Source organism: Streptomyces sp. NPDC096310, assembly GCF_044763125.1.
GTDB lineage: Bacteria > Actinomycetota > Actinomycetes > Streptomycetales > Streptomycetaceae > Streptomyces.
In genome coordinates, this window is record NZ_JBIWFO010000001.1 from 839,731 (window position 1) to 863,912 (window position 24,182).

Annotated in this window: 21 protein-coding genes; 14 read left to right on the forward strand and 7 right to left on the reverse strand. The window is 71.5% G+C overall.

All coding sequences use genetic code 11. The features are described from left to right. Window positions 1–28 precede the first annotated feature (28 nt). On the forward strand, window positions 29–349 hold the full coding sequence (locus ACIQ7D_RS03380; protein WP_403933103.1) for a hypothetical protein: 321 nt from the start codon (window positions 29–31) through the stop codon (window positions 347–349). Between the two features lie 70 nt (window positions 350–419). Here the strand turns inward: ACIQ7D_RS03380 and ACIQ7D_RS03385 are convergent, their stop codons facing one another. Continuing rightward, a complete protein-coding gene (locus ACIQ7D_RS03385) occupies window positions 420–1,082 on the reverse strand; it encodes a hypothetical protein (protein ID WP_403933105.1) in 663 nt (220 codons plus the stop codon). Window positions 1,083–1,232: 150 nt separating this feature from the next. Then, a complete protein-coding gene (locus ACIQ7D_RS03390) occupies window positions 1,233–1,901 on the reverse strand; it encodes a TetR family transcriptional regulator (protein WP_403933107.1) in 669 nt (222 codons plus the stop codon). A gap of 298 nt (window positions 1,902–2,199) precedes the next feature. On the opposite strand from ACIQ7D_RS03390, the gene ACIQ7D_RS03395 reads away from it, so the two are divergent. The 4 genes from ACIQ7D_RS03395 (at window position 2,200) to ACIQ7D_RS03410 (ending at window position 7,083) form a co-directional block, all read left to right on the forward strand. After that, on the forward strand, window positions 2,200–3,513 hold the full coding sequence (locus ACIQ7D_RS03395; RefSeq protein ID WP_403933109.1) for a UDP-glucose dehydrogenase family protein: 1,314 nt from the start codon (window positions 2,200–2,202) through the stop codon (window positions 3,511–3,513). Window positions 3,514–3,562: 49 nt separating this feature from the next. Continuing rightward, complete coding sequence (locus ACIQ7D_RS03400) at window positions 3,563–4,777, forward strand: glycosyltransferase (RefSeq protein ID WP_403933110.1); 1,215 nt, start codon at window positions 3,563–3,565, stop codon at window positions 4,775–4,777. A 155-nt stretch (window positions 4,778–4,932) separates the two neighbouring features. Beyond that, entirely contained in the window at window positions 4,933–6,540 is a 1,608-nt protein-coding gene (locus ACIQ7D_RS03405; protein WP_403933112.1) for an MDR family MFS transporter, read from the forward strand. Between the two features lie 123 nt (window positions 6,541–6,663). Next, window positions 6,664–7,083 carry a fibronectin type III domain-containing protein gene (locus ACIQ7D_RS03410; RefSeq protein WP_403933114.1) on the forward strand — a complete coding sequence of 140 codons (420 nt, stop codon included), beginning with the start codon at window positions 6,664–6,666 and terminating at the stop codon, window positions 7,081–7,083. A gap of 67 nt (window positions 7,084–7,150) precedes the next feature. On the opposite strand, the gene pepE is transcribed toward ACIQ7D_RS03410, so the two are convergent. Both pepE and ACIQ7D_RS03420 read right to left on the reverse strand, forming a co-directional pair. Continuing rightward, the gene (pepE, locus tag ACIQ7D_RS03415; RefSeq protein ID WP_403933116.1) at window positions 7,151–7,882 is read right to left on the reverse strand and encodes a dipeptidase PepE; all 732 of its coding nucleotides are present in this window, start codon (window positions 7,880–7,882) and stop codon (window positions 7,151–7,153) included. A gap of 65 nt (window positions 7,883–7,947) precedes the next feature. Continuing rightward, on the reverse strand, window positions 7,948–8,763 hold the full coding sequence (locus tag ACIQ7D_RS03420) for an IclR family transcriptional regulator (RefSeq protein WP_403933118.1): 816 nt from the start codon (window positions 8,761–8,763) through the stop codon (window positions 7,948–7,950). A gap of 387 nt (window positions 8,764–9,150) precedes the next feature. Between ACIQ7D_RS03420 and ACIQ7D_RS03425 the strand changes: the two genes are divergently transcribed. The 3 genes from ACIQ7D_RS03425 to ACIQ7D_RS03435 all read left to right on the forward strand — a co-directional run bounded on the left by ACIQ7D_RS03425 (window position 9,151) and on the right by ACIQ7D_RS03435 (window position 12,803). Then, window positions 9,151–10,125, forward strand: coding sequence for a DUF1177 domain-containing protein (locus tag ACIQ7D_RS03425; RefSeq protein WP_403933119.1), 975 nt, complete (start codon window positions 9,151–9,153; stop codon window positions 10,123–10,125). Window positions 10,126–10,287: 162 nt separating this feature from the next. Then, window positions 10,288–11,991: an OPT family oligopeptide transporter gene (locus ACIQ7D_RS03430; protein WP_403933121.1), complete on the forward strand. Its 1,704-nt coding sequence runs from the start codon at window positions 10,288–10,290 to the stop codon at window positions 11,989–11,991. A 71-nt stretch (window positions 11,992–12,062) separates the two neighbouring features. After that, window positions 12,063–12,803 (forward strand): AroM family protein, encoded by a 741-nt coding sequence (locus ACIQ7D_RS03435; RefSeq protein ID WP_403933123.1) that lies wholly within the window; start codon window positions 12,063–12,065, stop codon window positions 12,801–12,803. A 92-nt stretch (window positions 12,804–12,895) separates the two neighbouring features. On the opposite strand, the gene ACIQ7D_RS03440 is transcribed toward ACIQ7D_RS03435, so the two are convergent. Continuing rightward, on the reverse strand, window positions 12,896–13,900 hold the full coding sequence (locus tag ACIQ7D_RS03440; protein ID WP_403933125.1) for a LacI family DNA-binding transcriptional regulator: 1,005 nt from the start codon (window positions 13,898–13,900) through the stop codon (window positions 12,896–12,898). A 19-nt stretch (window positions 13,901–13,919) separates the two neighbouring features. Beyond that, window positions 13,920–14,957 carry a LacI family DNA-binding transcriptional regulator gene (locus tag ACIQ7D_RS03445; RefSeq protein ID WP_403933127.1) on the reverse strand — a complete coding sequence of 346 codons (1,038 nt, stop codon included), beginning with the start codon at window positions 14,955–14,957 and terminating at the stop codon, window positions 13,920–13,922. A gap of 250 nt (window positions 14,958–15,207) precedes the next feature. Between ACIQ7D_RS03445 and ACIQ7D_RS03450 the strand changes: the two genes are divergently transcribed. Genes ACIQ7D_RS03450 through ACIQ7D_RS03475 form a run of 6 tightly spaced genes read left to right on the forward strand, consistent with a single transcriptional unit; the run spans window position 15,208 to window position 22,001 of the window. Then, window positions 15,208–15,654 carry a hypothetical protein gene (locus ACIQ7D_RS03450; RefSeq protein ID WP_403933129.1) on the forward strand — a complete coding sequence of 149 codons (447 nt, stop codon included), beginning with the start codon at window positions 15,208–15,210 and terminating at the stop codon, window positions 15,652–15,654. Continuing rightward, window positions 15,651–16,607 (forward strand): ABC transporter permease, encoded by a 957-nt coding sequence (locus tag ACIQ7D_RS03455; RefSeq protein ID WP_403933130.1) that lies wholly within the window; start codon window positions 15,651–15,653, stop codon window positions 16,605–16,607. Before ACIQ7D_RS03450 ends, ACIQ7D_RS03455 begins: the two co-directional genes overlap by 4 nt. Window positions 16,608–16,654: 47 nt before the next feature. Then, window positions 16,655–17,527 carry a carbohydrate ABC transporter permease gene (locus tag ACIQ7D_RS03460; RefSeq protein ID WP_403933132.1) on the forward strand — a complete coding sequence of 291 codons (873 nt, stop codon included), beginning with the start codon at window positions 16,655–16,657 and terminating at the stop codon, window positions 17,525–17,527. Between the two features lie 36 nt (window positions 17,528–17,563). Then, window positions 17,564–19,213, forward strand: a complete 1,650-nt coding sequence (locus ACIQ7D_RS03465; RefSeq protein WP_403933134.1) for an extracellular solute-binding protein — start codon at window positions 17,564–17,566, stop codon at window positions 19,211–19,213. A 2-nt stretch (window positions 19,214–19,215) separates the two neighbouring features. Then, window positions 19,216–19,956, forward strand: a complete 741-nt coding sequence (locus tag ACIQ7D_RS03470) for a hypothetical protein (RefSeq protein WP_403933136.1) — start codon at window positions 19,216–19,218, stop codon at window positions 19,954–19,956. Next, complete coding sequence (locus ACIQ7D_RS03475; protein WP_403933137.1) at window positions 19,953–22,001, forward strand: beta-galactosidase; 2,049 nt, start codon at window positions 19,953–19,955, stop codon at window positions 21,999–22,001. Before ACIQ7D_RS03470 ends, ACIQ7D_RS03475 begins: the two co-directional genes overlap by 4 nt. Window positions 22,002–22,052: 51 nt before the next feature. Here the strand turns inward: ACIQ7D_RS03475 and ACIQ7D_RS03480 are convergent, their stop codons facing one another. Further along, on the reverse strand, window positions 22,053–24,068 hold the full coding sequence (locus ACIQ7D_RS03480) for an alpha-glucuronidase (protein ID WP_403933803.1): 2,016 nt from the start codon (window positions 24,066–24,068) through the stop codon (window positions 22,053–22,055). Between the last annotated feature and the right edge of the window lie 114 nt (window positions 24,069–24,182).

The following is a 24,182-nucleotide window of genomic DNA, read 5'->3' on the forward strand; positions in this document are numbered from 1 at the left end:
GGGTGTCTTCCGGCGCAAGCGCGACCTGATGCTCGAATACGCGCGCTCCTACCCGGCCGACCGGATCCTGGCCGTCTTCCGCGCCAACGCCGGTCTCGACACCCGTGGCGCCCGGCCGCCCGGTGGCTGGGAGACCGCCGACGGCGACTCCGGTGTGGCGAACCGCGCGCGCGGCGACGGCGCGACCTTCCTCGACGTCCTCTGGGAGCGGGCCCCCTTCACGTCCTCCGGCCAGTTCGTGGCGGCGGTGCGCGCGCTCGCCGAAAGCTGGCTGGCCGAAGGGGTGTTCAGCCGAGCCGAGCGCGACCGTGTCATCGAGGCGGCGGTCGGTGCGGAGATGAGGCGCTGAGCCGTGTGTGCGCGGGCCGATGGCTGGGGGCGGGGGCGCCCCGGGCCATCAGCCCGCGGACGGGTTTGGTCTACAGGCCGTCACGGACCATGGCGGCGACGATCTGGACATGGCGGTCGCCCGCCGTGTTCGAGAACTCGTTCTCGTAGTTCAGACCGTACGGCCAGAAGTGACCCCCGCCGGCGGAGAGTGTGGCGGCCGAGCCGTCGAACCGCTTGACGAGCGCCGTGGCCTGCGCGCCGCGCCAGGTTCCGCCGGTGGTGAGGGAGGACCAGCCCCCACTGGTGCCCACGCCGATGGTGTGGGCGATCTCGTGCAGGGCGGTCCTCTCGGTCATGTAACCGCGGTTGCCGAACCGGATGGTCCCGTTGATGTTGCCGTCGGCTGTGGGCACCCCGGGGTCGTAGCGGACGGTGATGCTCTTCCCCAGGTCGCTGAGGTTGTTGTACCGGGCCACCGCGGCGTTCATGGCCGTGGTGATGAGGCCGTACGCCGTCAACTGGTCCTGGGTGGGGTTGCTCGCGCGTTCGAGGGTCCAGGTGATGTCGGCCGCCGCCATCTGGCTCTGGGACCCCCGCACGGTGTGCGGGGCGGCCTGCGCGACGCCGGGACCGGCCAGTACGGCGGCGGCCAGCATGGCGGCGGCCAGGGCGGCGACGACCGTTCTGTTACGCCGGTGGCGCCCGGGTATGGCCGCTTGTTCCGTGGGCTCCGGGGTCCGTCGTGGACTCATGTGGGGGATCCTCCTGTGGGGGGTGGGCCGTCGCGTGCGGGGGTGACGGCTGAGCGGTGGCTCCGGAGGCGTAAGTAACCAGTCGGGACACGGGGCGTCAAGAGGCCCCGCTCCCCTGGGAAGGACCGACGTCGCCGATCCCGGGAGTGGTTACGGTTCCGACCCCTCGCACGGGCGGTCCCGCGCCGCTTCCGCGGACGCTGTCTCTCCCGCGCGGCCCGGGTTCAGCAGCGAGTCGACGGCCCCCTTGAGATAGGGCAGTACGTCCGCGTCGGGCGCGGAGCTGAGGGCGGGCGGCTGGACGGCCACCCGCATCAGGGTCATGCCCATCATCAGCGCCGCCAGCAGTTCGGCGCGGATCTCGGCGTCGGGGCCGTCGAGGCGCCGGGCGAAGCTCTCCGAGAAGACCTCGGTCACATGGGCGCGGATATGACCGACCGCCTCCTCCCGGCTGGGGGAGCGGAGCATCGTCAGCACCGGATGCGGTATCTCACCGTCCCCCGGGCCCTCGAAGGCGATCTGGTGCATCCACTGCGCCACCTCCTCCATCGGCAGGTGGAGCAGTGGTTCGAACAGGGCGGTTCCACTGGCCGCGACCGCCGCGAAAAGCCCCTGTTTTGAGCCGAAGTAGCGGTAGACGAGAGCCGCGTCGACATCGGCGGTCCTGGCGATGTCGCGGATGCTGGTGCCGTCGTACCCGTACCGTCCGAAGCGCCGGGCCGCCGCGCTCATCAGGGCCGCGCGGGTGCCCGCGGCATCGTATCTGCGGGGCGGCGTGCGGCCGGCGCGGCTCCGTTTCGCCTCTTCGGGTCTGTCCATCTGGTTCTCCTCCGTGGGGCCGTTGCGTACATGCTCCCGGTGCCGGCCCACGCTGTCCAAAAGCCGTCAACCAATGTCATCGATCGTTGACAAATACTTCGGTGATCGAAGTAGCTTGTCGGCGCGGGTCGTTGATCTTCGGCACCCGCCTTTCACGATGAGGTCCGACGACGGCGTCGGACCTGAGCCACCGCCGGGCCGGACCCCGTCGTCAGACCCCTTCCCCCGTCCGTGTGACGACCCGGGTGCCCGTCCCCCGGCGAGGCCGCTACCCGATCGAGCGGAATCGGTGATTCTCATGGAACTTCGACATATAACCGTTGTGGGAACCGGCTACGTCGGACTGACCACCGGCGCCTGTCTGGCCTCCCTCGGACACCGGGTGGTGTGCACGGACGCCGACGCGCGCAAGGTCGAACGACTCCGGCGGGGGGAGGTGGACATCCTGGAACCGGGTCTGGCGGAGACCGTCCGCGCGGGGCTGGACTCCGGCCGCCTCACGTTCGTGAGGGACACCCGGGCGGCCGTCGATCAGGCCGAGGTGGTCTTCCTCTGCCTGCCCACCCCGATGGGCGTCGCGGGCGCCGCCGACCTGGCCGCCGTCGAGACCGTCGCCGACGAGGTCCGTGGCCGGCTGCCGCGCGGCTGCACGGTGGTCAACAAGTCCACCGTGCCGGTCGGCACCGCCGAGCGCGTCGCGGCGCTGCTCCGCCGCCCCGATGTGAGCGTGGTGAGCAACCCGGAGTTCCTCCGTGAGGGGCACGCCGTGGACGACTTCCTCCACCCCGACCGGATCGTGGTGGGCGCCGCCGACCCGGACGCCGCCCGGCGGGTGGCGGACCTGTACGGGGGCATCGACGCGCCCCACGTGATCACCGACACCGCCGGCGCCGAACTCACCAAGTACGCGGCGAACTTCTTCCTCGCGCTGAAGCTGTCGTTCGCGAACAACCTGGCCACACTCTGCGAACGGCTCGGCGCCGACATCGACGACGTGGTCGCCGGGATCGGCCACGATCCGCGCATCGGCGGCGCCTTCCTCAGGCCGGGCCCCGGCTGGGGCGGTTCCTGCCTGCCCAAGGACACCCACGCGCTGCTGCGCGTCTGCGAGGAGTCCGGCGTCGAGTTCCCGCTGCTGCGGGCCACCATCGAGACCAACGTCGCCCATCAGCGGCTGCTCGTCGAGCGGGTGGCCGCCGGATGCGCCGGGGCGGACGGCTCGCTGCGCGGCGTACGGATCGCGCTGCTCGGGCTCACCTTCAAGGCCGGCACCTCCGACCTGCGCGACTCACCCGCCCTGGCCGTCGCCCGTCTGCTGCGGGAACAGGGCGCAGAACTGTCCGCGTACGACCCGGCCCTCAGCGAACTCCGCCCCGACCTCGGCGATCTGCTCACCCTCACCGGCACCGCGCTCGACGCGGTCGAGGGGGCCCGCGCCTGTGTCGTCCTCACCGAATGGCCTCAGTTCCGCGGCCTGGACTGGGAGGCTGTCGCCGGGCGGCTCGCCGCGCCGCTCGTCTACGACTTCCGCAACATCCTCGACCCCGCGCGGCTCGACAGAGCCGGGCTGACCTGGGAGGGCATCGGCCGTCCGTCGGCCATGGCGCGCTGACCGCCTCCCTCCCTCCGCAGTTCCCTCGACCCCCACAGAAAGGCTTGTCGTGCGAGTACTGTTCACCACGCTCGGTAGTCCCTCCCACGGCCGTGCACAGCTTCCGCTGGCCCGGGCGCTCGCGGCGGCCGGACACGACGTGCTCGTGGTCACCAATCCGACGCTCGCCTCCGTCTTCGCCCAGGACGACGTCCGGGTGGATGCCCGCACCGGCGAGTTCACGCCACGGTCCTTCATCACCCCCGAACTGATCGAGCGGGCGAACCTGCCCGGCCAGGGCGGCGACACGCCGCAGGACGCCCTGGAGCGCCTGGTGCCCCACATCATCTCCGGCCCGATGGCCAGGAAGCTCTGGGAGGAAAACCTCCCGGCGGCCCAGGAGTTCGGCCCCGATCTCATCCTGCGCGACGGCATGGACCTGAGTTCCTGCCTGGTCGCGGAACACCTCGGCGTGCCGCAACTGCCCACCCCTTCGGGCACCAGCAACCTCATCGACCCGGCCGCGGTACTGCCCGGCCTCAACGCGCTGCGGAAGGAGCTCGGGCTGGCCACCCAGGAGGACCCGCTGTCGGTCGTCCCTCACGGGCGCGTCGACTACGTACCGCCGGCCTTCTCGTTCGCCCAGCATCTGCCCCCGTCGTGGTCCTACCGGCAGACCGTGACCGTGGACCGCGGCTCCGTGCTGCCGGGGTGGATCGCGCGACTGCCCACCGACCGGCCCCTGGTGCTCGCCGCACTCGGCACCGCGCTCCCGATGATCAGGGACCTGGCCGCCGCCGACGAGGACGTCGCGTTGCCGTTGCCGATGCTGGACCCGGTGGAGACTCTGCGGTCGATGATCGAGGCGGTGTCGCGGCTGGAGGAGTGCACCGTCGTCGTCGCCACCTCCGGCCTCCCGGCGGACACCGATGGACTGCCGCCGCACGTGCACGTCACCGACCGGGTGCCGCAGCCCCTGCTGCTGGAGTCCGTCGACCTGTTCCTCACCCACGGCGGCTTCAACAGCATCCGGGAGGCGCTGCGCACGGCCACCCCCATGGCGGTGCTGCCTCAGTTCGGCGACCAGTTCGCCAACGCGCGCCGCGTCGAGCGGCTCGGCCTCGGCCGCGAGATCACGGACCGGACGCCGGAGGGTATCGCCAAGGCCGCACGCGCGGTGCTGACCGACCCCGCCGTCCTGGCCAGGGCTCGCGAGGCCCGGCTGGCGATGCTGACACTCCCGGAGATCGACAGCGCCGTGACGGACCTCCAGAAGCTCGTCTGACACACCGTCCGGCACCTCGTCCGGCATTCCGTCCGGCAACCCGTCCGGCACCTCGTCCGACAGGGTGCCGGACGGGCCCGGGTCGAGCCCCCCCGACTCGCGTCCCGCGTCCCCGCCTCCCGTCCACCGCACGCACCCGCAGCGAAAAGGTTCCCATGCCGCCCTCCCCACCTCCTGACACCACCGTCGCCCCGACGCGGCTGGAACACCGGCAGATCGTCACCGTGCTGTCCGGGCTCATGATCGGCATGTTCCTGGCGGCACTGGACCAGACCGTGGTCTCGTCCGCGCTGCGCACCATCGCCGACGACCTGCACGGCCTGACCGCGCAGGCGTGGGTGACGACCGCGTACCTCGTCACCGCCACCATCGCCACCCCGCTGTACGGGAAGCTCTCCGACATCTACGGCCGCCGGCCGGTGTACCTGTGCGCGATCGTGCTGTTCGCCGCGGGCTCCCTGCTGTGCGGGTTCGCCACGTCGATCTACGAGCTGGCGGCCTTCCGCGCGGTGCAGGGGCTCGGCGGGGGCGGGCTGATGTCGCTCGCCATGACGATCATCGCCGACCTCACCTCGCCCCGCGAACGCGGCCGCTACCAGGGCTACATCACCGCGGTCTTCGCCGGGGCGAGCATCGCGGGGCCGCTCGTCGGAGGGGTGTTCGCGGGGCAGGCCACGCTGCTCGGGCTCGACGGCTGGCGCTGGATCTTCCTGCTCAACGTGCCGCTGGCGGTGCTGGCCGTCGTGGTGATCCTGCGCGTGCTGCACGTCCCGCACCAGCCCGTACGCCACCGTCCGGACTACGGCGGGGTGCTGGCGCTGGCCCTCGGGATCGTCCCCTTGCTGGTCGTCGCCGAGCAGGGCCGGGCCTGGGGCTGGGACTCCGGCCGGGCGTTGGCAGCGTACGGACTCGGAGCGGTCGGCCTTACCCTCTTCGTCCTGCTGGAGCGCCGGATGGGAGACGCCGCCCTGCTGCCGCTCCGGCTGTTCCGGATACGGGCGTTCCGGCTGGGGGCCGTCCTGCACTTCGTCGTCGGCATCGCCATGTTCGGCACCATGACCACCCTGCCGCTCTACCTCCAACTCGCCCAGGGCATGAGCCCGGTGGCGGCCGGGATGGCCACGCTGCCCACCGTGGTGGCGAACGTGTCGGTGACGATGCTGGTCGGACGGCTGATGGCCAGAACGGGGAAGTTCAAAATCCATCTGGTCCTGGGCATCGCCTCGTTGACGCTCTCTCTGGTGGTGTTCGCGACGCTCCGCACGGACAGCCCGATGTGGTACGTCTCCATCGGCATGCTGTTCATGGGCGCCGGCCTCGGCGCCGCGATGCAGACCATCACCACGCTCGCCCAGTCTGAGGTGCCCCCCGGCGACATGGGCGCGGCTACCGCGTCGGTGAACTTCTTCCGCTCCAACGGCGGTACGGTGGGCGCCGCCGCGTTCCTCTCCATCCTCTTCTCCCTCGCGGGCGCGCGGATCACCGAACGACTCGACACGGCGTTCGCCGAGCCGGCCTTCCGCCGCCTCACCGAGGAACCGGACAACGCCCGCGCGCTGGACGGCGTCCTGCGCGCCGACGGCACGGTGAACCTCCAGGACTCGGCCTTCCTCCACGCCCTCGACCCCCGCGCCGCCCAGCCCTTCCTCGACGGCTATGTCAGCGCCATGCAGGTCGTCTTCCTCACCGGCGCCGCCGTCGGCCTCACCGCCTTCGTGATCGCCGCCTGGCGGGTGCCCGACACCAGGCTGTCGGCGGACTGAACCCCGCCCGCCGCGACAGGACTTCGGCTTCCGGCCATCCCACCGCCCGCTGCCGGTCATCCGGGCGGCGCGCCGAGCCCGTACCGTTCCGCCGTTCGACTCGATCGACACCTTGGAGGGGACATGCGAGACCGCATGAGGACGGCCTGTCGCGCGGTGACGGTGGCCGTCGCGCTGGCGGCGGCGGGGGGAGCGACCGCGGTTCCGGCGGTGGCGGCGCCGACCGGTATCACCCGCGTCGCGCTGCCACCGGCGCCGACCGGTCTGACGTACACCTATGACGCGATCGCCCAGGAGGCGACCGTCCGATGGAATCCGAAGGACCCGGCCGACACGGTGACGACCGGCTACCGCGAGGTGAGCTGCGCAGGGCCCACGACCGCCGACGGGCCGTGCTTCATCCGGGCCACGGGGCCGCTGCTGACCGGCGACTCGTTCACCTTCCGCCTGGCCGCGGGCCGGACGTTCTACTTCCGGCTCATCGCCGAGAACGTGGAGCACCAGTACACCAGTTCGGCGATCCTCACCATCACCACCACGTGACGAGGTAGACCGGCCGGCCGCGAGGCCACCCTGCCACGACGGGGCGGCTTCGCGACCGCGGCCACGTTCAGGACGCCGTGGTGTCGAAGCGTGGCTGCTCCCGCAGCAGGGCGCTCAGATCGTGGCCGGGGGTGATCTCCGACGGCCGCGCACCGCGCCGGAAGACGACACCGCCCGCGTCGATCCCGCCCAGCGTCAGCCGGTCCGCCTCCCTGCGCAGCCAGGTCCCCTCGCGCAGCCCCACCACCGGCACGTCGTTCTCCTCCAGGAACTGCTCCAGGCGCTGCGCCCGGGTCTCGCCCATGTGGGCGGTGTCCGGCCGGGCGTCCAGATAGTGCGGGTTGATCTGGAACGGCAGCAGGCCCAGCGCCTCGAACGACGCCGGCTGGACGATCGGCATGTCGTTGGTCGTACGCAGCGTGGGGCAGGCCATGTTGGTGCCCGCGCTCGACCCCATGTAGACCGCCCCGGAGGCGACCCGCTCCCGGATCGCCCGCACCAGGCCGTGCTCGTGCAACGCCTTGAGCAGCCGGAAGCTGTTGCCGCCCCCCACGAACACCGCCCGCGCTCCGCCTATCAGCGCGGCCGGGTCCGGCGCTGTGTGGGCGCCGGTCACCTCCACCCCCAGGGGCGCGAGGGCCTCGGCCACCTGCGCGGTGTAGCCGTCCCGGTCGGCCAGCGCGTATGGCACGAAGACCAGTTGGCGCGCCCCGTCGAGTACGGCGCCGATCTCCTCCCGCGCGTGGTCCAGGTAACCGCGTCCCGGGGCGGTGGAGTTCGAGAGCAGCAGCAGTCGCATGATGGCCTTTCCTGACGGTGACGTTGTGTGGCGCGGGACCGTACGGCCCCTCGGAGCCGGCCCGTTCAGCGTGTGCCCGGCTGACCGGCCCGCCGTGGCCGCAGCGGCGTCAGCAGCTTGCCCAGATCCGTCGCCGCCTGGAGCAGAGGGGCGACGAGCTCCGTCCTGCGGCCCCGGAACGCGTCGAGGGGAGCGGCCACCGAGAGGGTGCCCACCGGTCGCCTGCCCACCATGACAGGGGCGGCGAGCGCCGCGGTTTCCGGATCGTACTCGCCTTCGGAGTACGCGTAACCGTTGCGCCGCACCTCGGCGAAGCGCTCCTCCAGCAGGGCGGGATCGGTCAGCGTGCGATCGCTGAACCGGGCCATCGGGCGACCGTACAGCAGCGCGGCCCGGTCGCCCGGCGCGAGCATACCGAAGTAGGCGCGGGAGGTGGCCCCGGCGTGCGCCGGGTACAGCTCGCCCTCCAGACCGTAGATACGCAGCGGGCCGGCCGCCCCGTCCACCGCCGTGACACAGCGCATGTGCACCCCGTCCGGTACGGCGAACAGCGCACCGACCCCCACCGCGTCCGCCATGGCCCGCAGGGTGGGGCGGACCAGGCTGGCCATCCCGCCGTCCCGCTCCCACACCCGCGCCAGGTGCCAGACGGCCGGCCCGAGCCGGTACCGGCGCGAGCGGGTGTCGGAGACCAGGAAGCCCCGGTACGCGAGCGCGGCCAGCAGCCGCTGCGCCACGGATTTGTCCAGGCCGAACTCCGCCGCGACCTCGGTGACCCCCCACTCGGGGCGTTCACGGTCGAAGGAGAGCAGAAGGCTCAGGACGCGGTCGGCGGTCTGGAGCGGAGGGCGTCCCGCTGTTACCGGTGTGCTGTCAGTCATGGCTGAAGCGTAAACAATCCCGCATATCGAGAAAACATTGCGCTCTGCGGGCAGGGAGGCGGATGGTGAGCCACGTCGGCGTGAATCCACCGCGACGGACCCCGTACGGGACACCCCCGCAGGGAGCGATCCGTACGGCCCGTACGGCCCGTACGGCGAGACCGGATACGGGACCGGGCACGACCCGAGGCCGTACGGGCGAGTTCCGTTCCGTACGGCAGGCCCCGTACGGGTGCCCCCACCCGGGGCCTCGCGCACAGGACCGCCGACGGCCGCGCGGAACGTCCGGCAGGACAGCTCCTGGCTCCTCCACGCGGCCGACCGCATCCGCCGACCGTCCGGATCGGGCCGCCGCACCGCCCGACCCCCGCCGTGAGAGGCCCTCTCTTGCTGAAGCACGTCCTTGAGATCATCGAACTTCTCGACCGTCCGCAGACCGGCGGGGAACTCCTCGCCGAACACCTGAGGGCCGTCCAGACCGCCGCGGGCGCCGACGCGCGCACGGCGCCGCGGGTCGAGGTGCGCACGGTCACCGGCGACCAGGGCAGTACGGACTTCGTCTCCGTCACCGTCCCCGGCCGCAACGGCCGGCTCGTCGGCGGTGACGCCCCCACCCTCGGCATCCTGGGCCGGCTCGGCGGAGTGGGCGCGCGCCCGGAACGTATCGGCCTGGTCTCCGACGCCGACGGCGCGGTGGCGGCGCTCTCCGCCGCCGCCAAGCTTCTCGACATGCACGCACGCGGTGACGTTCTGGACGGCGATGTGATGCTTTCCACACATGTGTGCGGATGGGCCCCGACCCGTCCGCACGACCCCGTACCCTTCATGGATTCCCCGGTGGACACCCTGACGTGCAACCGGGAGGAGATCTCGTCCGAGATGGACGCGGTCGTCTCCATCGACACCACCAAGGGCAACCGGCTGCTCAACCACCGGGGGATCGCCCTGTCGCCCACCATCTGCCAGGGCTGGATCCTGCGGGTCAGCGAGGACCTGCTCTCCGTCCTGGAGAGCGTGACGGGGGAGCCCGCCCGGGTCCTGCCCGTGACCACGCAGGACATCACCCCGTACGGCAACGGGGTGCACCACATCAACTCCATCCTCCAGCCCGCCGTCGCCACCGACGCCCCGGTGGTCGGCCTCGCGATCACCGCCGCCACGGCGGTGGCCGGGTGCGCCACCGGCGCCAGTCACGAGGGCGACATCGCGGCGGCGGCCCGGTTCGCGATCGAGACGGCGAAGGAGTTCGGCCGCGGGGGCGCCCGCTTCGTCGACCCGGACGAGTTCGCGCGCCTGGTCGAGCTGTACGGGCCGATGACCCGCTTGCAGGCCGCCCCGGGCGAGGAGCCGACGGGGACCTGACCCGACGGCCGGCCCGAACTCGGCGCGGGCCCGGCCCCGCCCCGTACCCCGCACCGTCGCGGGCCCCGTGACGCAGCGTCTCCCCGCCCCGTACTCCGCACCGTCGCGGCCCCCTGCCGCAGCCGATCCCGTACCGCCGCGCCGTCCCCTTCTGGAGTCCCCTTGAACCCGAGAACCTCGACCGCCTCCACCGGCTCGGCCACCCCGTCGGACACGACAGGGGCACCGGCCAGGCACCCGCGCGCCTTCGAACCGATCACGCTGATCATCACGATCGCGATGTCGGTCCTCGGCGCCCTGATCGGCATCGTGCTGATCACCTCGCTCGGCGTCTCCCCGAACACGGCGGTCATCGGCGCGCTGATAGCGATGCTGATCGGCCGGATCCCGATCGGCATACTCACGCGGATGCGCTCCCAGCACCGGCAGAACCTGGTGCAGTCCGCGATCTCCGGGGCCACGTTCGCCGCGGCCAACTCGCTGCTCACCCCCATCGCGGTGCCGTTCGCCCTGGGCCGTACGGACCTGGTGTGGCCCATGCTGGGCGGCGCCGCCATCGGGCTGGCGGTCGACAGCTGGGTGCTGTTCCGGGTGTTCGACTCCACACTGCTGCCCGCCACCAACTCCTGGCCCGCGGGTGTCGCCGCCGCCGAGACGATCAAGGCGGGGGACAGCGGGGGGCGCAAGGCCGCGGTGCTCGGCGCCGGTGCGGTCGTCGGCCTGGTCGGCGCGCTGCTGAAGCTGCCCACCAGCGCGGCGGGCGTCGGCTTCCTGGGCAACATCTGGGCGCTGCTGATGTTCGGCATCGGGCTGACCGTCGCCCAGTACGCACCCGATGTCCTGCACGTCAACCTCTCCGCCGAGCACGTGCCGCACGGTCTGATGATCGGTGCCGGGCTCGTCGCCCTCATCCAGGCACTCCTGCTGATGCGGGGCCGTAAGGGCGGGGGCAAGAACCGCTCGGCGGGCGCGGCGGACGGCGGCGGTCCGGTGGACGAGACCCAGGTGCCCACGGTCGGGGCCCCGCAGCTCCGCCGCGGCCTGCTGGAAGGCATGGTGCTCTTCCTCGGCGGCGCCGTCGTGGTCGCGGTCCTGGGCGGCGTGGCGGGCGGGATGTCCTTGCCCGGCCTGATCGGCTGGGTGGCGCTGGCCGGCGTCGCCGCCCTCGTGCACCAGCTCATCGTGGGCCTGGCGGCGATGCACTCCGGATGGTTCCCGGCCTTCGCCGTCACCCTGATCGTTCTCATCGTCGGCCTGGTGCTGCACATCCCGACCGTGCCGCTCGCCCTCCTGGTCGGCTACACCGCCTCCACCGGCCCCGCGTTCGCCGACATCGGGTACGACTTCAAGGCGGGCTGGCTGCTGCGCAGGGACGCCACGCCGTGGAAGGTGTTCGAGCTGGACGGCCGGCGTCAGCAGTACCTGGCCCAGCTCGTCGGCTTCGCCGTGGCCCTCGTCGTGGTCGCCGTCGCCTGGAAGTCGTTCTTCTCCGACGGCCGCGTCCCGCCGGTCTCCGAGGTGTACGTCGCCACCATCAAGACCGGACTCGACCCGGGCACCATGGGCACCATGCTGCTCTGGGCCATCCCCGGAGCACTGGTGCAGCTCATCGGCGGATCGTCCCGGCAGATGGGTGTCCTGCTGGCCACCGGGCTCCTCGTGGCCACCCCGAACGCAGGTTGGATGGTGCTCGGCGCGCTGGCCATCCGGTACGGGTACACGCTGTGGCGCCGTCGCGGCCTGACCGATCCCGAGGCGCGCAAGGAGTCCGACGAGCAGGCCGAGAGCGAGCTGTCCCTGGTCGGTGCCGGACTGGTCGCCGGCAGCTCGCTCAACGACGTGGGGCAGTTGACGAAGGCCCTGTAGCGCCGCCGTCACCTCACCCCTCGTGTCACCCCTTCCTGCTTCCACCCACCCCTCACCACGGAGGAACGGTCATGGACGCCGCCGACAGCGGAAGCCTTCCCCACACCCCGGCTCTCGGCCTTGTCACCATCGGCCAGGCCCCGCGCACCGATCTGCGCCCGGACGCCGAACCGCTGCTGCCGGGCGTACGCCTGGTCGAACACGGGGCGCTCGACGACGACCGCTTCGACGGTGACGCGGAGGCCGCGACCCGTCGGCTGTTGGCCCCCGAGCCCGGCGAGGCGCCCCTGGTCTCCCGGCTGCGGGGCGGCGGCTCCGTGCTGCTCGGGCACGCCGCGCTGGTCCCGAGAATGACGGAGGCGGTGGCCCGCGCGGAGCGGGACGGCGCCGCCGCGACCCTCGTCCTGTGCACGGGCCGGTTCCCCGCCGTCGCGTCGACCCGGCCGCTGCTGTTCGCCGAGCCGCTGGTGCAGAAGGCCGTCGCCGCCCTGGTCGGGACCGACCCGGTGGGGATCGTCTGCCCGCACCCCGACCAGGCCGAGGACGTGTCCCGCCGCTGGTCGCAGATGCTGCCGGGGGCGGTACGGGCCGCCGGGGCCAACCCGTACGCGGCACCGGAACGTGCGCTCGCCGAGGTCGCCGACGCCGCGCGTGCGCTCGCCGCGGACGGCTGTTCCTGGCTCGTCCTGGACTGCATCGGCTACACGGAGGAGATGCGGCGCGCGGCGGCCCGGGCGGCGGACCGGCCCGTACTGCTGGCGCGGGCACTGGCAGTACGGATGGCCGCGGAGACCGTGGCCGCCTTCGGCTGACCGCGCCCCTGAGGCCCCGTCCGTACCGCCGTGGCCGCCGCCCGGGCCGGACTGTCCTGGTACGACCGCGGCCACCCCGCGCGAGGGGCGGCTCAGCCGCCGTACCCCGGGGCCGGACCGGTCGACTTCCGGACGACGAGGTCCACCGACAGGTCGAGCCGGACAGGCGCCGGCGACGGATCGTCGCGCACGGCGCCCAGGACCCGGATGGACTCGGCGGCCATCGCCTCGAACGGCTGGCGGACGGTGGTCAGCGCCGGGGCGGACGACCTCGCCGCGTCGACGTCGTCGAACCCGACCACCGAGATGTCCTCGGGGACCCGCAGCCCGCGCTCGGCGCACGCCTCGATCACCCCCAGGGCCTGAAGGTCGTTGCCGGTCACGAAGGAGGTCGGGGTCCGGCAGTCGTCCAGCAGGACATGAGCGGCGCGCCGGGCCGGCTCCGCCTGGAAGCGTACGGAGCGGATCAGCGCGCGGTCCGGGCGGATGTCCGCCTCGCGCAGCGCCGAGAGATATCCGCCGAACCGCGCGCGACAGCAGACCAGGTCCAGCGGTCCGGTGATGAGCGCGATCCTCCGGTGACCGAGAGCCGTGAGGTGCCGCGCCGCCAGCACCCCGCCGCGCCACTGGGTGGCCCCGACGGCGTTCATCTCCGGGGGAGCGTCGCCGATCGTGTCGAGGATGACCGTGGGCAGCCGGGCCTCGGCCAGCCGGCGGCGGACCTCCGGCTCCACCGGGGACAGGACGCACACCGCGCCGGCCGGCCGGTGGGCGAGCACTTGTTCCAGCCAATCAGGGTCGCCGTCGGCGTGGCTGACGGTGAGCGGCCGGCCGGCCGTGCGGAGCACGGCGGAGAACCCGCGCAGGAGCGGCGCGTTGAGGGCGCTGTCGGCACTGCCGAACACCACCTCCACCGACCCGTGGCGGGGCACCCGGCGCTGCCACTCGTAGCCGCTCGCCGCGACGGCGTCCATGACCCGCCGCCGCAGTTCGGCGGAGAGTCCGGGCCGGCCGTTGAGCACCTTGGAGACGGAGCTCTGTGAGACGTTGGCGAGTGCGGCCACGGTGGTCATCCGTACGGTCGTCCGTCCGTTCATCCCGGTCTCCTTCAAAGGGTCACGTGTGGACCGAGGGTTTCCCCTCGACGGCGGTGGGCGGTGCGGTGCTGTCCCGGATCACGAGCGAGGTCGCCAGCTCGATCCGCCGCCCGCGCGACGAACCGGGCAGCGCCCGTTCCTGTGCGATGAGCCGTACCCCTTCCGCCGCCATGTCCGCCAGGGGCTGGCGGACCGTGGTCAGCGGCGGGGCGAGCATCGTGCAGATCGTGGTGTCGTCGAACCCGACGACGGAGAGGTCCTCGGGGATGCGCAGCCCGCGCGCGCGGGCCATCTGGTAGACACCGGCGGCCTGGCCGTCGGAGCCCGCGAAGACGGCGGTGGGCCGGTCCGGGAGGTCCAGCAGGGCGGCGCCGTGCGCGACTCCGCCCGTGAGGAGGAAGTCGCCGTACCGGCTGAGAAGGGGGTCGGGGGCGAGGGAGAACTCGCGGTGCGCGGCGAGATAGCCCTCGTGCCGCTCGCGGGTGCACTGGATCTCGGGGGGTCCGCCGATGAACCCGATGCGCCGGTGCCCGAGTTCGAGGAGATGGCGGGTGGCGGCGGCGCCTCCCGACCAGTTCGTGGCGCCGACGGTCGGAATGGTGGGTTCACTGGTCCCCACCGGATCGAGCAGGATGAGCGGGGCCGACAGATCGGCCAGCGCGGCGATCTCGTCGTGGCGGGCGCGGGAGAGCACGAGGATCACACCGTCCGTCGGGCGCGCCCTGCGCACGGCGATCCAGTCGCGGATACGGAAACGCGGATGGCCGGTGGTGGTGAGCGCCAGGGTGTATCCGAGGCCGAACGCGGTGGTCTGCACTCCGGATATGAGTTCCCCCGCCCACGGTGTGGTGATTCCGTCGATGAGAACGTCGAGGATGCCGTCCTGCGGCTTCTGCCGCCCTTTGCGCAGCACATATCCGGTTTCCCGCGCCGCCCGTGTGACGCGTCCCCGGGTCTCCTCGGAGATATCCGGTTTGTCGGCGAGGACCCGCGACACCGTGGAGATCGAGACCCCCGCCGCCTTGGCCACCGCCGCCATCGTTGCCCGACCGGTCATGCCGGATCCCTCTCGTAGAGCGCTCTGACGGTACGGCTGTACCGCAAATTCCCGCAAGAGTTGACGGAATATTCCGCCAACTCCTCATGCAAACAAACGTGATCCGCGAGTTCGTCACCGCTTCCTTGACACCCGTTTTTACCCGGACTTAGCGTCCGCGTCATGAAACTGCCGCAACTCTTGCGGTCGGTTGCGGAGATCCACTTGCCGGGAATTGCGGGATGGCCCGCCGAACGCGGAGAAGTGATACGTGTCTGCTCCCCCTGACGAAGTGGCCGGCCCCGGTCATGACCGGGTCGCCGTCCTCGATCTGATCGCCGCCATGACACTGGAGGAGAAGCTCGCCCAACTCGTCGGCCTGTGGCAGGGAGTGGACCGCGACAGCGGCGCGGTGGCCCCTCTTCAGGACGCGATGGACACGGTGGAGCAGGGGTTCGCCGAGTTCGCCGCGCACGGGCTCGGCCGGATCACCCGCCACCACGGCACCCGGCCCCGGTACGGATTCGAGCTGGGCTACCCGGAGTTCGCCTGCGAGGACTTCGCGGTCGGGGCGGACCGGGTCGACGTCGCCGGGGAGATCCGCTGCGCGGTCACCGCACGGGACGCCGGGGACCGCGCCGGCGCGGAGGCCGTACGGGTGTACGCGTCCGCCCCGTCCGCCGCCCTCGCCCTGAGCGCCCTGGGGGAGCCGGCGTGAGCGCCCGTCCGGCCGGGCCCGGCCACCCACCCCGCCCGCTGCCGTCCGCCCACCGCACCTGGCGCCAGGCGCTGGGCCGGGACTGGCAGTTGTACTCACTGGCGGTGCTGCCGCTGCTGTTCTTCCTGGTCTTCCGCTATCTGCCGATGATCGGGAACATGATCGCCTTCCGCCGCTTCCAGCCGGGCGGTTCGATCCTGGGCGAGGACTGGGTGGGCCTGCGCTACGTGCACATGTTCCTCACCGACCCCACCTTCTGGCAGGTCTTCACCAACACACTGTGGCTCGGCACGCTCACCCTGGTGTTCTGCTTCCCGATCCCGATCGTCCTGGCGCTGCTCCTCAACGAGGTGCGTACGCGCGCCCTGAAACGGTTCGTGCAGTCGGTGTCGTACCTCCCGCACTTCCTCTCCGTCGTGATCGTCGCGGGCATCACGATGCAGATCCTCGCCACGGACGGCCCCGTCAACCACGCGCTGGGAACGTTCGGACACGCGCCGATCCCGTTCCTCCAGGAACCGGAGTGGTTCCGTACCGTCTACGTCGGCTCGGAGATCTGGCAGACCGCCGGGTGGGGCACCATCCTCTACCTCGCCGCACTCACCACCGTCGACGACGAGCTGTACGAGGCGGCACGCATCGACGGGGCCAACCGCTGGCAGCAGATCCGGCACATCACCCTGCCCGGGATCCGCCCCACCATGATCACACTGCTGATCCTCAACATCGGCACGTTCATGGCGGTGGGATTCGAGAAGATCATGCTGATCTACAACCCGCTGACCTACCCGACCGCCGACGTCATCTCCACCTATCTCTACCGGGCCGGCGTCGAGTCCAACAGCTTCAGCTACGCCGCCGCGATCGGCCTGTTCGAGGCGGTCATCGGGCTGGTGCTGATCTTCTCCGCGAACCAGCTCTCGCGTCGCACGGTGGGGACGAGCCTGTGGTGACCCCGGCGGGCGGCCCCCGGCGCCGCGCACCGCGCCCGCGTACCTCGGTGCACGAGCCCTCCCGGGGTTACCGTGCCTTCCAGGCGGTGAACGGGCTCGTGCTGACCGGGGTCGTGACCGTGACCCTCTACCCCTTCGTGAACATCATCGCCCGCTCCCTCAGCGCGGAGGACCGTATCCGGGCCGGCCAGGTGAACCTGCTGCCCGAGGGCTTCAACCTGACCACGTACCGCCTGGTCGTCTCGGACGGCATGTTCTGGCGCAACTACGGCAACACCGTGCTCTACACGGTGGTGGCCACCGTCATCGCCATGGTGCTCACCACCTGCTACGCGTACGTCCTCTCGAAACAGCACCTGAAGGGCCGCAACGCGCTCATCGGCATCGCCGTCTTCACCATGTTCTTCTCCGGCGGACTGATCCCCAACTACGTCCTCATCACCAGCCTCGGCTTGAAGAACACCCTCTGGGCGCTGGTGATCCCGAACGCGATCAGCGTCTTCAACCTGCTCGTGATGAAGGCGTTCTTCGAGAACCTGCCGTCCGAACTCGAAGAGGCCGCGCAGATCGACGGACTGAGCACCTACGGCATTCTGCTCCGTATCGTGCTGCCCCTCTCCAAAGCGGTGATCGCGACGATGGTGCTCTTCTACTCGGTCTCCTTCTGGAATTCCTGGTTCGGTGCCTTCCTCTACATGGACCGGGCCGAGCTGATGCCGGTCACGGTCTATCTCCGCAACATGATCGCCGGCGCGACCGGCGGGGGAAACCTCGGCGCCGAGACGGAGCAGCTCACCCAGGTGGGGGCGAACATCCAGGCCGTCACGATCCTGCTCACCGCACTCCCCATTCTTGCCGTCTACCCGTTCGTCCAGCGGTACTTCGTCTCCGGCGTCACGCTCGGCGCGGTCAAGGGCTGACGCGGAACACCCCGACTTCGCAACAGAGGAGTAATCGTGAAGAACTCCGGACAGCTCTCGCGGCGCGGCCTGCTCGCCGCCGCCGGTTTCGCCGGCCTCACCGTGCTCGTCGGCTGCGGCAGCGGTGCGGACGAGACGGACGCGAAGGACCTCTCCGGCAAACAGGCCGGAGCGATGAAGAAGTACGGCCCGGGCGACCAGTTCAAGGCCACGGAACCGCTGTCCTTCACCATCCTCCACAACAACATGCCGACCTATCCGCTCAAGGAGAGCTGGCTCTTCTGGAAGGAGCTGACCCGCCGTACGGGCGTCACCCTGAAGGCGACCGCCGTCCCGTACAGCGACTACGAGAAGAAGAAGGGCCTGCTCATCGGGGCGGGGGACGCGCCCTTCCTCATCCCCAAGACATACCCGGGCACGGAGACCGCGTTCGTCTCCTCGGGGGCCGTCCTCCCGGTCAGCGAGTACGTACACCTGATGCCGCACTTCCAGGACAAGGTCAGGAAGTGGGGGCTCACGGGCGATCTGGACTCCATCCGGCAGTCCGACGGCAGGTACTACCTCCTGCCGGGCCTGCACGAGAAGGTGCGGGTCGGCTACTCCCTCGCCCTGCGCACCGACGTACTGGAGAAGGCCGGGCTCGCGCTGCCGACCACCTGGGACGAGGTCCACGAGGTGCTGAAGGGCCTCAAGGAGGCCCACCCCGACGCGTATCCCCTCTCCGACCGCTGGAACCAGCCCGAGCCGGGCGGCGCGCTGCTCAACTTCCTCGCCCCGGCCTACGGCACCAAGGGCGGCTGGGGCTACCAGAACGCCACCTGGGACGCCGAGGCACAGAGGTTCGTCTTCACCGGCGCCATGGACGCCTACCGCCGGATGCTGGAGTACCTGCGCGAGCTGGTCGCAGGCGGCCTGGTGGACCCGGAGAGCTTCACCCAGTCCGACGACCAGGCCAAGCAGAAGCTGTTCGGCGGCAAGTCCTTCGTGATCAGCAGCAATCCGCAGGTCCTGGCGGACGAGTACCGCAACAACCTGGCGAAGCAGATCAAGGGCGCCACCGTGGAGATGATCCCGATGCCCATCGGGCCGGCCGGCCCCGTCGTGGCGGGCAGCCGCCTGGAGAACGGCATGATGATCTCCAGCAAGGCGCTGAAGAGCGAGAACTTCGTCGCGATGATGCAGTTCGTGGACTGGCTGTGGTACTCGGACGCCGGGCAGGAATTCGCCAAGTGGGGCGTCAGGAACGTCACCTACACGAACTCCGGCGCCGGCCGCTACGAGCCGGTCGACGGCATCAAGGTGCTGGGCCTGAACCCGGACGCGAAGAAGGACCTGCAGAAGGACTACGGTTTCTCCAACGGTGTCTTCGCCTACGGCGGCAACTGGTCCCTGGTCGCCTCCTCCTTCACGGCGGACGAGAAGACCTTCCAGGACGCGATGGCCCGGCGCAGGCGGCTCCCCGTCGAGCCCGCCCACCCGCTCCAGGCCATGGAACAGGAGCAGGCCACGCTCCGGGAGACCCCGCTGCGGGACCACGTCAAGCAGAACACTCTTCAATTCGTCCTCGGCAGGCGCCCGTTGTCAGCCTGGGACGACTATGTCGCCGAGCTGAAGGCCAAGAACATGCAGCAGTTCGTCGACGTCACCAACAAGGCGTACGAACGCTTCCGGAAGGAGAACGGCTGACGATGACGGGCACGCTCCCACGCCAGCGCACACCGGACCCTCCCGCCGCGACGCGCCCGCCCGGGGCGGCCCCCCGCCCCACCTTCGGCACGGGAACGCTCTCCCGCGCCGCCGCGCTGGTCCACACCCTGCTCACCGTCGAACTGATGGTGCTCGCGGCCACCGGGCCCGGCCTGGTCGCACTGTTCTTCCTGTCCCGCTCCGCGTCCAACCTGCCGCTCGCCGCCGTCTGTCTGCTGCCGCTCGGCCCCGCACTCTCCGCCGCGCTGTACGCGCTCCACCGCCGGAGCCGGGACCTCACGGAGCTGCGCCCGGCCCGCGCGTACGCACACGGCTGGCGGCTGAACGCCGTGCCCGCGCTCAAGCTGTGGGCGCCGCTGCTCGGCTGGCTCACGGTCATCGGCTTCTCGCTCGCCCACTTCCCCGTCTCGGGCCTGCCCCGCTGGTGGGCCTGGCTGCTGATGGCCATCGCTCTGCTGTCGGCGCTGTGGGGAACGTACGCGCTCGTACTCGCCTCGCTCTTCACGTTCCGCACCGCCGACATCGCGCGCCTGGCCGCGTACTTCCTGCTCCGGCACGGCCGGGCCACCCTCGGCACCGCCTCCCTGCTCGTCCTCGCCGCCGGGCTCGCCGTGCTCTTCACGGAGGCGCTGCCCGCCCTGCTCGCCGCCCCGCTGCTGCTCTGCCTGCTGCACACGATCCGCCCGGTGACCATCGAGACCGAGGAGGACTTCACCGTATGACCACCCCCAAGACCGACCGAATCGCCTACGGCGGCGACTACAACCCCGAGCAGTGGCCCGAACCCGTCCGGGACGAGGACCACCGGCTGTTCGGCGAGGCCCGTATCGACACCCTCACGGCCGGGGTCTTCTCCTGGGCGCTCACCCAACCCGCCGAGGACACCTACGAGTTCACCGTCCTCGACCGGATCCTGGACCGCGCGACGGCCGAAGGCAGGCAGGTGTGTCTCGCCACCGGCACCGCCGCACTCCCGCCCTGGCTGGCCCGCGCACACCCGGAGGTCAACCGCACCGACTTCGAGGGCCGCCGCCACCGCTACGGACAACGCCACAACTTCTGCCCCAGCTCACCCGTGTACCGCCGGCTCGCCGCCGCACTCGCCGGCCGTGTCGCCGAACGCTGCGCCGCCCACCCGGCCCTGCTCGCCTGGCACATCAACAACGAGTACGGCGGGGCCTGTTACTGCGACCTGTGCGCCGCCGCGTTCCGCGTCTGGCTGCGCGAGCGGCACGGCACCCTCGCCGCCCTCAACGACGCCTGGTGCACCACCTTCTGGTCACACCGCTACACCGACTGGGACGAGATCGAGCCGCCCAGCGCCCTCACCGAGCACTGGCGCGGACCCGACCACACCGCCTTCCAGGGCATCACCCTCGACTACCACCGCTTCACCACGGACGCCCTCCTCGGCTGCTTCCGCGCCGAGAAGGAGGCGATCCGCCGCCATGACCCGCACACCCCCGTCACCACCAACTTCATGGGAACCTACCGGCCGTTGGACTACCACCGCTGGGCGCCCCATCTCGACTTCGCCTCCTGGGACAGCTATCCGCCGCTCGACGCCCCGCCCACCCGGGCCGCCCTCGGGCACGACCTGATGCGCGGACTCAAGGACGGCGCGCCCTTCTGGCTCATGGAACAGACCCCCTCCACCACCGCCTGCCGTGAGGTGAACCCGCTCAGGCGCCCCGGTGAGCTGCGGCTGGCCACCTGGCAGGCCGTCGCCCACGGCGCGGACGCCGCCCTCTACTTCCAACTGCGCGCCTCGCGCGGGGCCTGCGAGAAGTACCACGGCGCGGTCATCGGCCACGCCGGACGCGAGGACACTCGCGTCTTCCGTGAAGTCGCCTCGCTGGGAAGGGAACTGGCGGAGCTGGGGCCGGTCACACTCGGCGCCCGCACCCCGGCACGTACCGCTCTCCTCTTCGACTGGGACAGCTGGTGGGCGCTTGAGCTCTCGGACGGGCCGTCCCGCCTCGTCCGCTACCAGGACGTCGTCCATACGTACTACCGGGCCGCGCGTGCGGCGGGCGCCGATGTGGACGTGGTCGCCGTGACCGCCGACCTCACCCCGTACGACGTGGTCCTCGTCCCCGTCCTGCACCTGGTGAAAGGCGATCTCGCCCCGCGCCTGGAAGCCGTCGCAGCCCGGGGCGGTACCGTCCTGACGACGTTCCTCTCCGGCCGCGCCGACGAACACGACAACGCCTTCCTCACCGACGTCCCAGGACCGCTGGCCGGCCTCATGGGGGTGCGTGTGGACGAGTGGGACTCCCGCCCCGCCGACACCGTCAACCCGGTCGTGCTCGGCACCGGCGACGACGCCCTGCGCACCGAGGCCCGCCTGGTCTTCGAGCTCGTGCTGCCGCGCGGCGCAGAACCGGTCGGCACCTACCAGGACGACTTCTACGCGGGCACCCCGGCCGTCACCCGGCACCCCGTCGGCGGGAGCGGGGGCGAGGGCTGGTACGTCGCGACCGCGCTCGACCAGCCGGGCGTCGACTGGGTGGTACACCGCGTCCTCGCCCGCCACGGACTCGTCGGCCCGTACGCCGCCCACCCCTCGGTGGAGACCGCCGCCCGCACGGCCCCGGACGGCACCCGACTGTTCTTCCTGCTCAACCACGCGGCCGGACCAGTGCCGTTGACCGCCCACGCGAGCGCCGTCGACCTGCTCACCGGCAAGCGGACCGAGCGCGGTGAGGCGTTCACACTGGATCCGTGCGGGGTTCGCGTACTGCGTCTGGAACAGGCCGTGGAGTGACCGCGCCCGCGCGGCGGCCCCGGGCGCCCTCGCCCCGGGACCGCCGCGCGGTCAGTGGATGCGGCGCCCGCGCGCGTCCGGCACGCCCGACTTCCGGAAGAAGTACGTGTTGATGTGGTCGCGCCACTCGCGGGCGCCGCGCACCTGCTCCTCGTAGCGCTCCGCCGCCCGCGCGTGGCGCGCCGGATCGACCAGACCGGCGAGTGAGGCCCACACCCGGCGGGCCTCCTCGGCCTCCGTCACACCGTCGAAGTGCGTGTCGTAGATGTGCTGGATCACCGTCTTCCCGCTGTGCAGCACATGTCCGTACGGCACATGGTGGAAGAAGAGCAGCAGCTCGTCCGGGCAGGTACCGGGCGACTCGTACACTTCCGCCCACGGCTTCGCGTACTGCCCGGCGAAGCCGGTGCCCGTCGTCCGGCCGCGGTCGACACCGACACCGTCCCGGTCGGCGAAGTGGTACGTGCCCCACGGGCTGTACTCGTAGCCGTCCACACTCGGCCCGTAGTGGTGTCCCGGCTGCACCATGAAGCCGGTACCGAGCGGCGCCGTGTACTTCTCGTACGTCCGCCAGGAACCGTCCAGGACCGCGTGCAGCCCGCCGCGCAGCCGCTCGGGATCGGCGCTCCGCCCGGGGACGAAGGTCAGCTCGATCCACTCGCGCAGCACGGTGCGCGGATCAGCGTCGGGCCGCCACGCCAGCCGGCCGACCGCGTACAGGTTGGCCTGCGCCAGTGGATGCCCGGTCCAGAACCGGTCGTCGCCCGCGTTGGACACCGCCACCAGACCGCCGCCGCGTGCGAGGTCCCCGACGCTCGAACTGTCCTCGCCCCCGGGCCGGAACCGCAGGACCTCGCTCCACATCGGACCGAGCCAGCACACGTGCCGCTGCTGACCCGTGTACTCCTGGGTGGCCTGGATCTCCACCGCGAGCCGGGTGCGGGGCATCGCGCCGATCACCGGGGAGACGGGCTCGCGCGGCTGGAAGTCCAGCGGCCCGTGCTTCACCTGGAGCACCGCGTTCGGCGCGAACTCACCGTCCAGCGGGGCGAAATGGTCGCAGGCCGCGCGCGCCCGGTCCGTCGAGCGGTCCCGCCAGTCCTGCCGGTGGTCGTAGACAAAGGCCCGCCAGTGCACCGTACCGCCGTACGGGGCGAGCGCCCCGGCCAGCAGATTGGCGCCGTCCGCGTGGCTGCGGCCGTAGGCGAACGGGCCCGGCTGCCCCTCGGAGTCGGCCTTCACCACATACCCGCCGAAGTCGGGGATCGCCGCATACACCCGGCCGGTCGTCTGTGCCCACCAGCCGGCCACCGCCTCGTGCGCCGGATCGGCGGTGGGCAGGCCGCCGAGGGTCATCGGAGCGGCGAAGGAGACGGCGAGATGCGTCCGGATCCCGTACGGGCGCAGCGCATCCGCGAGCGCGGCCACCTCGCCGATGCGGTCCGTCAGCAGGTGTGCTTCGGTGTGGTGCACGTTCACGTTGTTCACGGCGACCGCGTTGACACCGCACGCGGCCAGCAGCCTGCCGTACCACCGCACCCGCGCCAACTCGCCCGGCGCGGACCGCGCCAGGCCGTCCCGCCAGAACAGCGAACCACCGGCGTATCCCCGCTCCACCTGTCCCATCACCGGATGTACGGCGACGTTGTCCCAGTGGTCCAGCATCCGCAGCGCCAGCGCCGGACGGTGCGCCTCACGTGCCCGCTCGCCCTCGAAGGCCGCCTCGCCGAGCCGCACCAGATGGAACAGCCCGTACAGCAGCCCGGCCGGCCCGTCGGCCGTCACCCGGGTGACACCACCGGCCCGCTCCAGCGCGAACCCCTCGCTCCCGAGCGGGTCAGGGCCGTCGTCCTCACCCACCGCGAGCACCACGTCGTACGACCCGCCCGGCGACCGCGTCCCCCTGACCGCCGCACCGCCGAACCGCCCACAGGCGTACGCCACTTCCCCGTACACCGTCTCCACCAGGGTCCCCGCCCCGGAGACCAGGACGCGCCGGACCCCGAGAGGCCGGAACACCTCGGGCGGCAGCCACGCCGGATCGACACCACCGGGCAGGGCGGGCACGGGCACGGGATCAGGTATGGATACGGGGTCGGACGCGGACGCTGTCAATGAGCCTCCCGGTCAGTGGGGATCGAACCCGCCGGACCACCGGGGCGCGGGCGGGCGGCCCAAGTA